The sequence below is a fragment of the Bradyrhizobium sp. SZCCHNR1051 genome (genome assembly GCF_032489615.1).
Lineage (GTDB): Bacteria > Pseudomonadota > Alphaproteobacteria > Rhizobiales > Xanthobacteraceae > Bradyrhizobium.
This window is the reverse complement of sequence record NZ_JAUEYJ010000004.1, coordinates 151692-164298: the sequence shown is the minus strand read 5'-3', so window position 1 is coordinate 164298 and position 12607 is coordinate 151692. Positions and strand designations below refer to the sequence as shown.

Genomic DNA, 12607 nt, shown 5'->3' with positions numbered 1-12607 from the left:
GCTTCACACGGCAATCATCCTCATCGGCCCTCTCGGTCGGACCAATGCGCCCGCAGCGCGGCGGCAATGCTCTGCGGCCGCTCGACGATGCTCCAGTGGCCGGCGTCCTGCTCGACATGAAGCTGGGCGCCATGGCGCTGCGCGAAGCGGCTGAGGGTGTCGAGCGACATGTAAGGATCATGCGTGCCCGAGATCACGAGGCCGCGGCGGGGCAGATTCGCCAGCCGTTCGATCCAGTCACCGCTGAAGCGAAGCGCGTTGGCGGAACGATACAGCGCGAGGATCGACCGGCGCATCGGTGCCTGCCATGCCGCGGCTTCGTGCGCAGCAAGCTCTGCCGGTAGGCCGCTCTGGCGGAACGCACGCGCCATCATCCGTTGTGACGACAGCGCCATGAACAGCTCGCCCAGGATCGGCGTGTTCCAGATCCGCGCGATCAGATGTCCGCGATAGTCCGCATCGAGCGCCGCGCCCGCGATGGCCCAGGAGCGCACCAGCTCCGGCCGCAGCGACGCCGCCCGCAGCACCAGCAGCGCGCCCCAATCATGCCCGACCAGATCGATCGGCCCGAACGCCGCATGCTGCGCCTCGATCAGCGCCAGGAGCCAGTCCGCGTAGGCGTCCTTGGTGCCTGCGAAGCCCGCGGGCGGCTCGCCGCAGAAGCCCGGCAGGCAGGGCACGGCGACGGTTTCGCCGAGCGCTGCGATCAGCGGGCCCCAGATCGCGGGCGTATCGGGGACGCCGTGGAGAAAGAGGCGGTTGGTCATGGCTCGTGCCTATCACAGGCCGTGTCGCTGCATTATGCACAAAAATTCTACTTTCTTTTTTTCAGAAATCATGATTGTATGCGCCATCCCGCCTCGTCGAAGAGGGGCGTACGCGTCGTCACGATACGTGGAGTGCGGGGAGCGATGGCCGTGAGGGTGCCGGTGGACGACCGGCACGTTTGCGGACGGCGAAGTCGTGTGGTTCTGGCACCCCGATGCTGGTGTCAAGCCGGCGCTGTTCATGACGAGCGCGCCGGTGACGGGGGCAATCAAGCCGGTCCCCGAGGAGAGCACGAAGTAAGTCGTAAAGCCGTTGCGCAGGGGAGGCCGGGATGTCCTGGCCGTACCTGTGGTTCCTGCCCCGTGCACTTCTTCACGCACGGGGGCCGCGGGTGTCGGCAGACGCCCGGTCTTCCCTGCACCCTCGATTGACGAGGGCTTTGATGCTGATGATCAGCCTGGGCACGGTCGTGCTGCGGGGATGATGAGGTGCGTTCTGATGCAGGCTGTTTGGCCGAGGTCTGATGAGAGTGAGGCGCGCGGATGTTGCGTCAATCACGAGGGGGGAGCGCGTCGCTCCACCCCAACTGTCATCGTCCGCGAAAGCGGACGATCCAGTATTCCAGGGACGGTTGTGGTTCAGCCGAGAGGCCGCGGCGTACTGGATACCCGCTTTCCCGGGTATGACAGCGGTGGGCGGGGCGGGACCTCGCCGCTGGGCAGTCCCCCTCAATACGTCACCCCTCCTGACCATTATTCGGCGTTGCGAGACCCTCCCATTCCCAGTAAAAGCGCTGTCGAGAGCACCTCGGCAACAAACCGTCAACGGTTTTGCCGCACAGTTTTCGTGTTCTCGCAAAGGGTTTGGCAATGCTGATTCGCAGCGCAGAGATCGAGGCCATCGCCGGGGCAGACGCCCGGACGATCGCGCTCGCCGCGCTGCAGCCCGCCGACCTGATCGGCGCGATCGAGCTTCTGCTTCTTAGCTGCCCCTGAGGGCCGGCTGGGCGGGATGCGCCTGGGCACTCAGGGGGCTGCTTCGACACCGAAACACCCTTCAGCGCCTCTGGAAGCCACGCGCACCATCCGAAAAGTTCGAGGAAAGCAGATGTCCAATCCCGTTCAGTCCGACAAGGACCGCGTCGTCATTTTCGACACCACCCTGCGCGACGGCGAGCAGTGCCCCGGCGCCACCATGACGTTCGAGGAGAAGCTCAACATCGCGGCGATGCTGGACGACATGGGCGTCGACATCATCGAGGCCGGCTTCCCGATCGCCTCCGACGGCGACTTCGAGGCGGTCAACGAGATCGCCAAGCGCTCGAAGAACGCGGTGATCTGCGGCCTGTCGCGCGCCGGCGCCAAGGACATCGACCGCTGCGCCGAAGCCATCCGTCCCGCCAAGCGCGGCCGCATCCACACCTTCCTGTCCACCTCGCCGGTGCACATGAAGTACAAGCTGCAGATGGACCCGCAGCAGGTCTACGAGCTGGTGATCTCCTCGGTGACGCGCGCGCGCAACCACACCGACGACGTCGAATGGTCGTCCGAGGACGGCACCCGCACCGAGTTCGACTTCCTGTGCCGCTGCGTCGAGGCTGCGATCAAGGCCGGCGCCACCACCATCAACATCCCAGACACCGTCGGCTATGCCGTGCCGGAGGAGTATTACGACCTGTTCAAGCGCGTGCGCGAGAGCGTGCCGAACTCCGACAAGGCGGTGTTCTCGGTCCACTGCCACAACGACCTGGGCATGGCGGTCGCCAACTCGATGGCCGGCGTGCGCGCCGGCGCCCGCCAGATCGAATGCACCATCAATGGCATCGGCGAGCGCGCCGGCAACGCGGCCCTGGAAGAGGTCGTGATGGCGATGCGCGTGCGCAACGACAAGCTGCCGTACTGGAACAAGATCGACACCACGCAGCTCACCCACGCCTCGAAGGTGGTCTCGGCCGCGACCTCGTTCCCGGTGCAGTACAACAAGGCCATCGTCGGCCGTAATGCGTTCGCGCATGAGAGCGGCATCCATCAGGACGGCATGCTGAAGAACGCGCAGACCTACGAGATCATGCTGCCGGAGACGGTCGGCGTGAAGCAGACCTCGCTGGTGATGGGCAAGCATTCCGGCCGTCACGCCTTCGTCCACAAGCTGGAGGAGATGGGCCACAAGCTGGCAGGCAACCAGGTCGAGGACGCCTTCGTCCGCTTCAAGGCGCTGGCCGATCGCAAGAAGCACATCTACGACGAGGACATCGAGGCCTTGATCGACGAGGGCATGGTCAGTGCCCATGACCGGATCAAGCTGCTGTCGCTGTCGGTGATTGCCGGCACCCGCGGCCCGCAGCGCGCCACCATGAAGCTCGACGTCGACGGCGTGACCAAGATCGAGGAGAGCGAGGGCAACGGGCCGGTCGATGCCGTCTTCAACTGCATCAAGTCGCTGGTGCCGCACGAGGCCAAGCTGGAGCTGTACCAGGTCCATGCCGTCACCGAGGGCACCGACGCGCAGGCCGAGGTCTCGGTCCGCCTGTCGCAGGATGGCCGCTCGATGACCGCGCGCGCGGCGGATCCGGATACGCTGGTGGCATCTGCGAAGGCCTATCTGGGTGCGCTCAACAAGCTGGTCATGAAGCGCCAGCGCGACGTGGCGCAGGGCGCGGGTACGGCGGCCGCAGCGGCGAGCTGAGCTCACGATCGTCGATTGGGGCCGAACCTTGCTTCGTCATTCCGGGGCGACGCGCAGCGTCGAACCCGGAATCCCGAGCTTGGCTTGCGCCAGCGCCAATAACCTCCGGATTCCGGGCTCAGCCGCTTGCGCGGCTGCCCCGGAATGACAGTCACTACCATTTTTGCGTTGCAGCACGGGAATCCCCGCCTCTGCGGCTAACGGTCAATGGCATTCCGGCCGGCGACCCGCTAACAATGTCCTTGGCATACAAAGCGGGGGCGTCATTGCAATGTCCCCCGAAACGTCGGGAGGACACCTTGCACTTGAAGTTTCGCCATGTGATCGCCACCGCCGCCTCGCTCGCGGTGCTCGCTCTGGCCGGCCCGGCCCTCGCTGCCGACAATCCGATCGTGATCAAGTTCAGCCACGTGGTGGCCTCGAACACCCCGAAGGGCCTCGCCGCCGACAAGTTCAAGGAGCTGGCCGAGAAGTACACCGACGGCAAGGTCAAGGTCGAAGTCTATCCGAACTCGCAGCTCTACAAGGACAAGGAAGAGCTCGAGGCGTTGCAGCTCGGCGCGGTCCAGATGCTGGCGCCGTCGAACTCGAAGTTCGGCCCGATCGGCATCAAGGAATTCGAGGTGTTCGATCTGCCCTACATCCTGCCCGACCTCGCCACCTTGCGGAAGGTGACCGACGGCCCGCTCGGCGCCAGGCTGCTGAAGCTGCTCGAGCCCAAGGGCATGATCGGCCTCGCCTACTGGGACAACGGCTTCAAGCAGATGAGCGCCAACAAGAAGCTCGTCGATCCCGCCGACTACAAGGGTCTGAAGTTCCGCATCCAGTCTTCGAAGGTGCTGGACGCGCAGTTCCGGACGCTCGGCGCGATTCCGCAGGTGATGGCGTTCTCGGAAGTCTACCAGGCGCTGCAGACCGGCGTCGTCGACGGCCAGGAGAACACGCCCTCGAACATCTATACCCAGAAGATGCACGAGGTGCAGAAGTACATCACGCTGACCAATCACGGCTACATCGGCTACGTCGTGGTCGTGAACAAGAAGTTCTGGGACGGCCTGCCGCCGGATATCCGCGCCGCCTGCGAGAAGGCGATGAAGGAAGCGACCGCCTACGGCAACAACCAGTCGGCGAAGGAGAACGACGACGCGCTCGAGGAGATCCGCAAATCCGGCAAGACCGAGCTGGTCAAGCTGACGCCGGCCCAGGACGAGGCGATGCGCAAGGCGATGATGCCGGTGTACAAGGACGTCGCGGGGCGCGTCGGCCAGCCGCTGATCGACGAGTTCCTGAAGGAGACGCGCGGCACGACCAACTGATGGCGTGAGGCGAGCGGTGCGCGGGCCATGGTCCGCGCATCGAGGGGGTGAAGCACTCGGCGCGCAAGAAGGCAGACGGCGCAGCCAAGCGCCGCGGACGTTTGATTGTGGGGGTAGGGGACTTGGGCTTTCTGTTGCGCATCCTCGATCGGCTCGAGGAGATCCTGATCGCATTCCTGATCGCGGCGGCGACCTCGATCATCTTCGTGGCCGTGCTGCACCGCTATCTGGTCGGCGTGCCGCTGTTCTATCCGCTGCTGTTCCCGATCGACATGTCCTGGGCGCAGGAGCTCTGCATCTACATGTTCGTGTGGATGGCGAAGTTCGGCGCCGCCTATGGCGTGCGCACCGGCATCCATGTCGGCGTCGACGTCGTCGTCAACATGATGCGGCCATCGCTGCGCAAGGTGACGGTGCTGTTCGGCCTGCTGTGCGGAGCGCTGTTCACCTCCATCATCGGCACGATGGGCGCCAAGTTCGTCTACGGCCTGTCGCAGACCGACCAGGTGACGCCCGACATGGAGCTGCCGAGCTGGCTGGTCTATCTCTGCATCCCGCTCGGCTCCTATCTGATGTGCTTCCGCTTCCTGCAGGTCGCCTGGCACTATCTGCGCCACGACGAGCTACCGCATCATGATCATGCGGCCGTCGAGGGCATCGAGACGACGGGTGTGGAGGCCGCGCGATGAGCAGCCTCCTCATCTTCAGCCTGCTCATCTTCCTGATGCTGACGGGCATGCCGATCTCGATCGCGCTCGGCTTGACCGTGCTGTCCTTCGTCTTCTTCATGACCAACGTGCCGACCGAGTCGGTCGCGCTGAAATTGTTCACGGGCATCGACAATTTCGAGATCATGGCGATCCCGTTCTTCATCCTGGCCGGCAACTTCCTGACCCATGGCGGCGTCGCCCGGCGGATGATCAATTTTGCGACCTCGATGGTCGGGCACTGGTATGGCGGCCTGGGCCTTGCCGGCGTCATGGCCTGCGCGCTGTTCGCCGCCGTCTCCGGCTCGTCGCCGGCGACCGTGATCGCGATCGGCTCGATCATGCTGCCGGCGATGGTCCGCCAAGGCTTCCCGAAGCGCTTTGGCGCCGGTGTCATCACGACGTCAGGCGCGCTCGGCATCCTGATCCCGCCCTCGATCGTGATGGTGGTCTATGCGGTCGCGACCGGCGGCAGCATCGCGCTCGATCCGGCCGGCCACCGCGTGTCCTCGGCCTCGGTGGGGCAGCTGTTCATCGCCGGCGTCATTCCCGGCCTGATGCTGGCGAGCCTGCTCGGCTTCACCACCTTCTACCGCGCCTGGAAGAACGACTACCCGCGGATGCCGCGGGCGAGCTGGGCGGAACGCTTCGTCGCCTTCCGCAAGTGCATCTGGGGCCTGCTGCTGATCGTGATCGTGCTGGGCGGCATCTACACCGGCAAGTTCACGCCCACGGAGGCTGCGGCCGTCAGCGCGGTCTATGCCTTCGTCATCGCCGTGTTCGTCTATCGCGACATGTCGCTGAAGGACGTGCCGAAGGTGCTGCTCGGCTCGGCCAATATGAGCGCGATGATCCTCTACATCATCACCAATGCCGTGCTGTTCTCGTTCCTGATGGCGAACGAGAACATCCCGCAGCAGATCGCCAACTGGATGGCAGGCGCCGGCGTCAACTGGGCGGTGTTCCTGCTGGTGGTGAACATCCTGCTGCTGCTCGCCGGCAACGTGATGGAGGCGACCTCGATCGTCTTGATCATGGCGCCGATCCTGTTCCCGGTCGCGGTCAAGCTCGGCATCCATCCGGTGCATCTGGGCATCCTGATGGTGGTCAACATGGAGGTCGGCATGTGCCACCCGCCCGTCGGGCTCAACCTCTACGTGGCCTCCGGCATCGCCAAGATGGGCATCACCGAACTGACCATTGCCGTCATGCCCTGGCTGCTGACGATGCTGGGCTTCCTCGCGCTCGTCACCTACGTGCCGGAAATCTCGCTGTGGTTGCCGCGCATGCTGGGGATGCTTTGAGGCGCGGCAACAAACTGAAACTGATTTGCAAAAACAGAAAGGTATTTGAAGCAATTACATCTTCGTAAGGTCGTACACTCTGTCCAAACTGTAAGTTGAAGGCGCGGAACGGCAGGCTCATGCTGATCCGACTTTCCAAGGAGGTTGGCATGAGAAGGTTCACCATCGCCGCTGTCGCCGTGCTCGCCATCGCCGGCTCGACCGCGGTCTACGCCCAGCGCGGCTGGTTTCATGATCACATGCACCATGCGCGCATGAATCCGGAAGATCGCGCCGCCATGCTCGATGCGCGCATCGCTTCCGTCCATGCCGGACTGAAGCTGACGGCGGACCAGGAGAAGTTGTGGCCGCCGGTCGAGAGCGCGGTGCGCGATCTCGTCAAGCTGCGGTTCGATCGTGCCAACGCGCGGATGAAGGCCGCCGACGAGGCGCAGGACAAGGATGTCGATCCGGTGGCGCGACTGCGCGAGCGTGCCGACACCATGGCGGTCACGGCGGATGCGATGAAGAAGGTCGCCGACGCCGCCGACCCGCTCTACAAGACGCTCGACGACGGCCAGAAGCGCCGGCTGTCGATGCTGACCCGGCCGATGGGGCGCATGATGGGACCGGACGGTCCGCGCCATCACCGCTGGATGGAGCGCGGCGAGGGCGGCACGGAGGATGGTCCGGGCTTCGGCGAGCATCGCTTCGGCCCGGGACCGATGGGCCGCATGGGCTGGTCCGAGGAGGAACGCGAGTCCGGGCGGCTCTGACAGCCGTTTAACGATCCGTCTGATTTCATTTGGGGAAAACCGCCGCCCGCCGGCGGTTTTTCTGCATCGAAAGTGCCGAAAAATCCTCAGGGATCGCTGGACATCCTGGAATCGCTTTGCTAAACGACCGGCTCTCGCGGAAGGCTTTCTCCGGATGCAAGATCCGGGCGCATAGCTCAGTTGGTAGAGCAGCTGACTCTTAATCAGCGGGTCCTAGGTTCGAGCCCTAGTGCGCCCACCAAGCCTTTCAAGGATTCTTGGCTGATCCCGAATTGGCTGATCCCGTGAAGCCATTCCGACAAGCGGTCATTTGGGAAGATGCCGACCCCCCCGGTGCGGCGCTTGATCTCGCCATTGAGCCGCTCGATCGGATCGGTCGAATGCAGCTTGGCGCGATGCGGACAGGACCTTGCTGACTGAAGCCTTGATGTCTTCATCCGCGTCGGAGATCACAAGTTTGACGCCGCACAGCCCACGGCGGGCGAGCACGTGCAGGAACGCCGTCCAGAATGTCTCGGAGGGACGATGTCCATGCCGAGAACCTCGCGGCGGCCGTCGCTGTTCAGCTGCTCGCCTTCCGGAGTGACCTAGAGCATGCTGTTTTTATACGGAAACATATCCTGAGTTTCTGAGATAGTTGGCGCACTCCTTTTCCGAGAAGAGATCGAGGAGATCTCCAGCTTTTCGCCAAGTCGCTTCGATGGTGCGAGGTTCTGCATCTCGCATCAGGTGCTTGAGTTTGGCGAAGACCTGCTCGATCGGATTGAGGTCGGGACTGTAGGGAGGCAAGAAGAGCAGGTGCGCTCCTCTTGCACGGATGAGGTCGCGAGCTCTTCTTCCTTTGTGGCTTCCGAGATTGTCGAGGATCACGGCATCTCCCTTGACCAAGGTTGGAGCCAGCTCCTTCTCGACATAGAGGGCGAAGAGTTCGCCGTTGATCGGGCCATCGATGACCCAGGGTGCCGAGATCCGATCGCAGCGCAGTGCTGCGATAAATGTCATCGTCTTCCAGTGACCAAACGGCACAGATGCCTCAAGCCGCTGCCCGCATGGTCCCCAACCACGCAGCGGGGCCATATTGGTCTTGATCCAGGTCTCATCGATAAAGACCAGGCGAGACACATCGATCTTGCCTTGGTGAGCTTTCCAGCGCGCTCGTTTACGAGCGATATCAGGACGATCCTGCTCCGCCGCCCGCATCGTTTTTTTTGAAGCTCAGGCCTTCGGCGTGGACGAAGGTCCACACGGCCCGCACATCAGTCCTGATGCCACGCTCGGCCAGCTCAGCTGTTAACTTGCGCAAGGTGAATGGACCGGAACGGATACGTTTGCGAAGCCATTCGGCATGGGCCCCGGATAATGTCCGCTTCTTGTGGCCACCGATTTTTCCCGGCGCGACGCCTCCAGTCTGCTGTCTGAGGTTCTTCCACTTGCTGATGCAGGACGGGCTGATCCGAAGCGCCTGCGCTATCGAGCGGACCGTCTCGCCTGCATCCGCGCGCGCCAGAGCGCGTTCGCGAATGTCTTCCGAATAGGGCCGTGTCATCCGTGCTGGCCTCCGGCTCCAGCATGGAATCTGAATCAGAAGTTCACCGACTCGGGAATCCTGATTCCGGCAAAAAACATCACGCTCTAGCGGCCGTCGGTCTGCCGGCCTGGCCTCCCGTCGTGGACAGGTGAGGACGCGCCCGGTTTTTCGTATTCTCATCACATGCAATGCGTCGAGCCTACCGCGCCGGGTTTTTTCCCTTTTTACTCGCACTTTCTTCAACCGGGCCCAAGGCTTGGAGGGAAAAGCGGGCCTGGAAACCACTCTGCGCTCCAGGCAACGGAGATGTTAGAATAAGCTCGCCGCCAACGCCGGAGGCGATGGCTCTTGCAATGGCCAGGCCCAGGCCGGACCCTTCTGCATCAGTACGACCGCGCTCGAAGGGGCGGGACAGGCGCGTCAGCAACTCTGGCGGAACGGGCGGTCCTTCGTTGGTCACCGTGAGCACGCCAATGTTTGAAAGTGTCACTGTGACCGGAGCGTCCGACGCTCCGTGCTTGAGGCCATTCTCGATCAGGTTGCGCGCCAGAATGGCAAAAGCATCGGTATCAATATCCAACAGAACCGGCGTCGCAGGAATATTGAGAACAAGCCGGCCGGCCGTGGCCGGATCGCGCATTATCTCGTCTGAGACTAATTTCAGCACGGATGCGATGTCGATCGTCTCCTTGGCTTGAAGGCGCCCGCCCTCGGCCTTTGCCAGTTGCATCAACTTTTCAGACAGTCGCCAAAGCCGCCGCAGCGCCGTCTCGATCTGCTGTGCCCGACTTTGCGCCGCAGCGTCCTGCGTCTCCGCGATCAGCCGCTGTGTCTGCGCCAACGCGGCGGCGATCGGTGTACGCAGTTCGTGCGCAGAGTTGGCAGTAAAGCTTCGCTCGGCTTCCAGTGCACGCCGAAGCCCTTCCAAGAGGTGGTTCACAGCGTCGGCAATCGGTGCGATCTCGGAGGGCAGGTCTGCGACCGGAATCGGAGACAGGTCGCCGCTGCCGCGCGCCTCTATACCCCTCCCCAGGCGCCTGACCGGCGCCATCGAGACGCGCACGACGCCCCAAACCGCCACAAGACCGAGAGGCACCAAGAGGCCGAGCGGCAGAGCCAGGCCGAGGAGAGCCTTGTTTGCGACCTCGCGACGGTGGGCAAGCGGTTCTGCCACGGCGATCGTCACCGTGTTTCGCAGCGCGGCGTCGAAGTAGAGTCGGTGGGTCGCTGTGTCGACGAACCCCGTCTTGGCGAAAGGCGGAAATATCGCGTCGTCAGCGCGGTGCGAGCGCAGCAGCACGGACCCGCGCGCGTCGCGCACGATATAAGTGAAGTACTCGTCATGCTCCCTCAGGGTCGCAATACGCTGCGACGTGTCGCCGTCCTCGCGGTCCAGGATGTCGAGCACTGCGAGCGGAAGAAGGCGCTGGGCTGTTTCCTCGAGCGCACTATCGAAAACCCTGTTCATTTCGTGGCGCAGCCTTTGAGCTGTCGCGACGGCTGCGACGATCCAGAGAAGTGCGATGCCGAGTCCTAGCCACAGCGAGATGCGCCACTGCAGGCTGCGCGGCGGCATCATGCGCTGTGTCCCAGTCGGTAACCGAGACCACGCACCGTCTCGATGACGTCGTGTCCGAGCTTCTTGCGAAGCCGACTGACGTGCACCTCGATGGTGTTGCTCTCGATCTCTTCTCCAAATGAATAGAGCCGTTCCTCAAGAATGGTCTTTGACAGGACCCGACGCGGTCGCTGCACGAAGGTCTCGAACAGCACCCATTCCCGTGCTGTCAAGTTGATGTTCTTTCCTGCACGGGTGATTGAGCGGGCGGCCAGATCGATCTGGAGATCGCCGATCCCGACAAGGGGATTCGGATTGCCGGAATAACGACGCGCGACGGCGTTCAACCGCGCCGAAAGCTCCGAAAGATCGAAGGGCTTGATCATATAATCGTCCGCGCCGGCGTTGAGGCCTTCAATGCGATCGGAGAGTTGATCGAGTGCCGTCAGGATGATGACCGGCGTCACCGTGCCCTCGGTGCGGAGATCGCGCAGGAGCTTGATACCGCGACCGTCGGGCAGCATCAGATCCAGTAGAAGCAGGTCATAGGCCGTGCTGCGCAGATGGTCCTGCGCGGCATCAAGGCGGGTAACCCAGTCAACTGAGTGTCCATCGGAGACGATCTGGTCGCGCACCGCAGCGCCCAGAATCGTGTCGTCTTCAATCAGCAATATCCGCATCGCCTCATTCCGCCCACCCCCCATCCATCTCGGATCATAGATAGTCATAGAGGGGAATCTGACGTTGACCTGACGCAAAAGCCACAGCGTCTTCAGGTCGCCGTCAGGAAACCGGCTCACAAGGACGACAGGTTGAGGCTTCGAACGGGAGCAGGAAACGTGAAAGCGATAGCAGTGATCGTGGCCATTCTGATGGGCACTCTGGCGCCGGGTCTGGCGGTGGCTGATAATGACGACTGCAAGGTTCCCATGGCCCAATGGCAGCCGCGCGAAGCAGTCGAGCAAATGGCAAAGGCGCGCGGCTGGACCGTGCGAAGGATCAAGATCGACGACGGATGCTTCGAGATTAGAGGGCAGGACGAGAACGGTCGTGAGATCGAGGCAAAGGTAGATCCCGCATCGCTCGCCGTGATCCGCGTGAAACAGAAGCGTGGAGAGCACGGCAGGAACCGCGATGATGAGGAAGACGGTGCCCGGCGTGGTGGACGCTCCGGGCCGGGGGGAGCCCCTGAGCCAGCGGGAGTACCGCCTTCCAACGGGCTTTTTCAGGGCGGTGCCGCCCCCAAGGCCGAAGTCAAGTGATGCCGTGGTGCGGAGTCCATCTCGTTGGAGCCGTGATCAGAGAAGGTGAGAGTCGGCGCCATTGACTTCCATTGCCTGAGGCGAACGAACACATCGCGTTCAAGTGCGCCCCGCCTGCTGCGGGGCGTTTGCCGTTTTTGAAAAGGTCCAACCTGACGGCTGCCTGAAGCAGATTCCTATCGACCTTCAGGAGCACGTCATCTGCGGTCTTCAGTCTTGGTGCGATCAATACGCCACTGCTGGAGACCAACAATGAAATCGCTGCTCGCCGTCCTTGCCGTCACCACCGCGCTGACCGCTCCCGGGCTCGCCATGGCGCGTCCTGTCACGCTGACCACCACGCTCAGCAACTATGGCGGGAACGGAGCCTATCTCGCGCTTTACGTGACCGATTCCACGGGCGCCTATAAAGGCACGCTGTGGGTGGCGGGCTCAAAGTCCAAATATTACAGCCATCTCAGCGGTTGGAACCGAGGATCCCGCGGAAACCCCGCCGAAATCAACGGCATTACGGGTGCCAGCGTCGGTGCCGGCCGGACGCTGAAAGTCACGCTGGACCTCGCGGATGCGCTCTTTGATGCAGGCTACAAGCTCCACATCGATGCCGCCGCCGAGGACATGCGGGACAGCCCGTCCGAGGTGGTCGTTCCGCTGACATCCGCGGGAGCAAGTCGGCCCGCGGCGGGCCGAAGCTACGTCCGCTCCTTCACCTACGCCATGTAGG

General features: G+C 63.1%; 12 protein-coding genes, 1 tRNA gene and 1 pseudogene. 9 read left to right on the top strand and 5 right to left on the bottom strand.

The window, feature by feature from the left end; all coding sequences use genetic code 11:
* Window positions 1-20 precede the first annotated feature (20 nt).
* The gene (locus tag QW868_RS06165) at window positions 21-767 is read right to left on the bottom strand and encodes an alpha/beta hydrolase (protein ID WP_316230131.1); all 747 of its coding nucleotides are present in this window, start codon (window positions 765-767) and stop codon (window positions 21-23) included.
* A gap of 870 nt (window positions 768-1637) precedes the next feature.
* Here QW868_RS06165 and QW868_RS06160 point away from each other — a divergent pair.
* The 7 genes from QW868_RS06160 (at window position 1638) to QW868_RS06130 (ending at window position 7776) form a co-directional block, all read left to right on the top strand.
* Window positions 1638-1763: a hypothetical protein gene (locus tag QW868_RS06160; RefSeq protein ID WP_284423887.1), complete on the top strand. Its 126-nt coding sequence runs from the start codon at window positions 1638-1640 to the stop codon at window positions 1761-1763.
* A gap of 112 nt (window positions 1764-1875) precedes the next feature.
* On the top strand, window positions 1876-3453 hold the full coding sequence (locus QW868_RS06155) for a 2-isopropylmalate synthase (RefSeq protein ID WP_316230130.1): 1578 nt from the start codon (window positions 1876-1878) through the stop codon (window positions 3451-3453).
* 299 nt (window positions 3454-3752) lie between these two features.
* The gene (locus QW868_RS06150; protein WP_315796402.1) at window positions 3753-4769 is read left to right on the top strand and encodes a TRAP transporter substrate-binding protein; all 1017 of its coding nucleotides are present in this window, start codon (window positions 3753-3755) and stop codon (window positions 4767-4769) included.
* Between the two features lie 122 nt (window positions 4770-4891).
* A complete protein-coding gene (locus QW868_RS06145) occupies window positions 4892-5458 on the top strand; it encodes a TRAP transporter small permease (protein ID WP_316230129.1) in 567 nt (188 codons plus the stop codon).
* Window positions 5455-6780, top strand: a complete 1326-nt coding sequence (locus QW868_RS06140) for a TRAP transporter large permease subunit (RefSeq protein ID WP_316178712.1) — start codon at window positions 5455-5457, stop codon at window positions 6778-6780. Before QW868_RS06145 ends, QW868_RS06140 begins: the two co-directional genes overlap by 4 nt.
* A gap of 149 nt (window positions 6781-6929) precedes the next feature.
* Window positions 6930-7535 carry a Spy/CpxP family protein refolding chaperone gene (locus QW868_RS06135; RefSeq protein ID WP_315771636.1) on the top strand — a complete coding sequence of 202 codons (606 nt, stop codon included), beginning with the start codon at window positions 6930-6932 and terminating at the stop codon, window positions 7533-7535.
* 165 nt (window positions 7536-7700) lie between these two features.
* A tRNA-Lys gene (locus tag QW868_RS06130) sits at window positions 7701-7776 on the top strand.
* On the opposite strand, the pseudogene QW868_RS06125 reads toward QW868_RS06130, so the two are convergent.
* The 4 genes and pseudogenes from QW868_RS06125 to QW868_RS06110 form a co-directional block, all read right to left on the bottom strand.
* A pseudogene (locus QW868_RS06125) lies at window positions 7739-8101 on the bottom strand (transposase); the annotation flags it as partial. The gene QW868_RS06130 and the pseudogene QW868_RS06125 sit on opposite strands and share 38 nt — an antisense overlap.
* Window positions 8102-8138: 37 nt before the next feature.
* Window positions 8139-9081 (bottom strand): IS630 family transposase gene (locus QW868_RS06120; RefSeq protein ID WP_316230128.1). Its coding sequence is split into 2 segments (ribosomal slippage): window positions 8139-8744 and window positions 8746-9081, totalling 942 coding nucleotides; the frame shifts between segments, so codons are not numbered across the junction.
* A gap of 181 nt (window positions 9082-9262) precedes the next feature.
* Window positions 9263-10642 (bottom strand): ATP-binding protein, encoded by a 1380-nt coding sequence (locus QW868_RS06115; RefSeq protein ID WP_316230127.1) that lies wholly within the window; start codon window positions 10640-10642, stop codon window positions 9263-9265.
* Window positions 10639-11301: a response regulator transcription factor gene (locus tag QW868_RS06110; protein ID WP_315736961.1), complete on the bottom strand. Its 663-nt coding sequence runs from the start codon at window positions 11299-11301 to the stop codon at window positions 10639-10641. The genes QW868_RS06115 and QW868_RS06110 overlap by 4 nt, the downstream gene beginning before the upstream one ends.
* A gap of 159 nt (window positions 11302-11460) precedes the next feature.
* On the opposite strand from QW868_RS06110, the gene QW868_RS06105 reads away from it, so the two are divergent.
* Together QW868_RS06105 and QW868_RS06100 are read left to right on the top strand one after the other, a co-directional pair.
* A complete protein-coding gene (locus QW868_RS06105; RefSeq protein ID WP_316230126.1) occupies window positions 11461-11883 on the top strand; it encodes a PepSY domain-containing protein in 423 nt (140 codons plus the stop codon).
* 252 nt (window positions 11884-12135) lie between these two features.
* Window positions 12136-12606 carry a DUF2271 domain-containing protein gene (locus tag QW868_RS06100; RefSeq protein WP_315736963.1) on the top strand — a complete coding sequence of 157 codons (471 nt, stop codon included), beginning with the start codon at window positions 12136-12138 and terminating at the stop codon, window positions 12604-12606.
* Window position 12607 lies beyond the last annotated feature (1 nt).

Bases quoted from the DNA above. Each gene is read 5' to 3' on its own strand.
- QW868_RS06115 (WP_316230127.1), bottom strand. From the start codon at position 10,642: ATGATGCCGCCGCGCAGCCTGCAGTGGCGCATCTCGCTGTGGCTAGGA.
- QW868_RS06160 (WP_284423887.1), top strand. From the start codon at position 1,638: ATGCTGATTCGCAGCGCAGAGATCGAGGCCATCGCCGGGGCAGACGCC.
- QW868_RS06110 (WP_315736961.1), bottom strand. From the start codon at position 11,301: ATGCGGATATTGCTGATTGAAGACGACACGATTCTGGGCGCTGCGGTG.
- QW868_RS06135 (WP_315771636.1), top strand. From the start codon at position 6,930: ATGAGAAGGTTCACCATCGCCGCTGTCGCCGTGCTCGCCATCGCCGGC.
- QW868_RS06165 (WP_316230131.1), bottom strand. From the start codon at position 767: ATGACCAACCGCCTCTTTCTCCACGGCGTCCCCGATACGCCCGCGATC.
- QW868_RS06155 (WP_316230130.1), top strand. From the start codon at position 1,876: ATGTCCAATCCCGTTCAGTCCGACAAGGACCGCGTCGTCATTTTCGAC.
- QW868_RS06100 (WP_315736963.1), top strand. From the start codon at position 12,136: ATGAAATCGCTGCTCGCCGTCCTTGCCGTCACCACCGCGCTGACCGCT.
- QW868_RS06140 (WP_316178712.1), top strand. From the start codon at position 5,455: ATGAGCAGCCTCCTCATCTTCAGCCTGCTCATCTTCCTGATGCTGACG.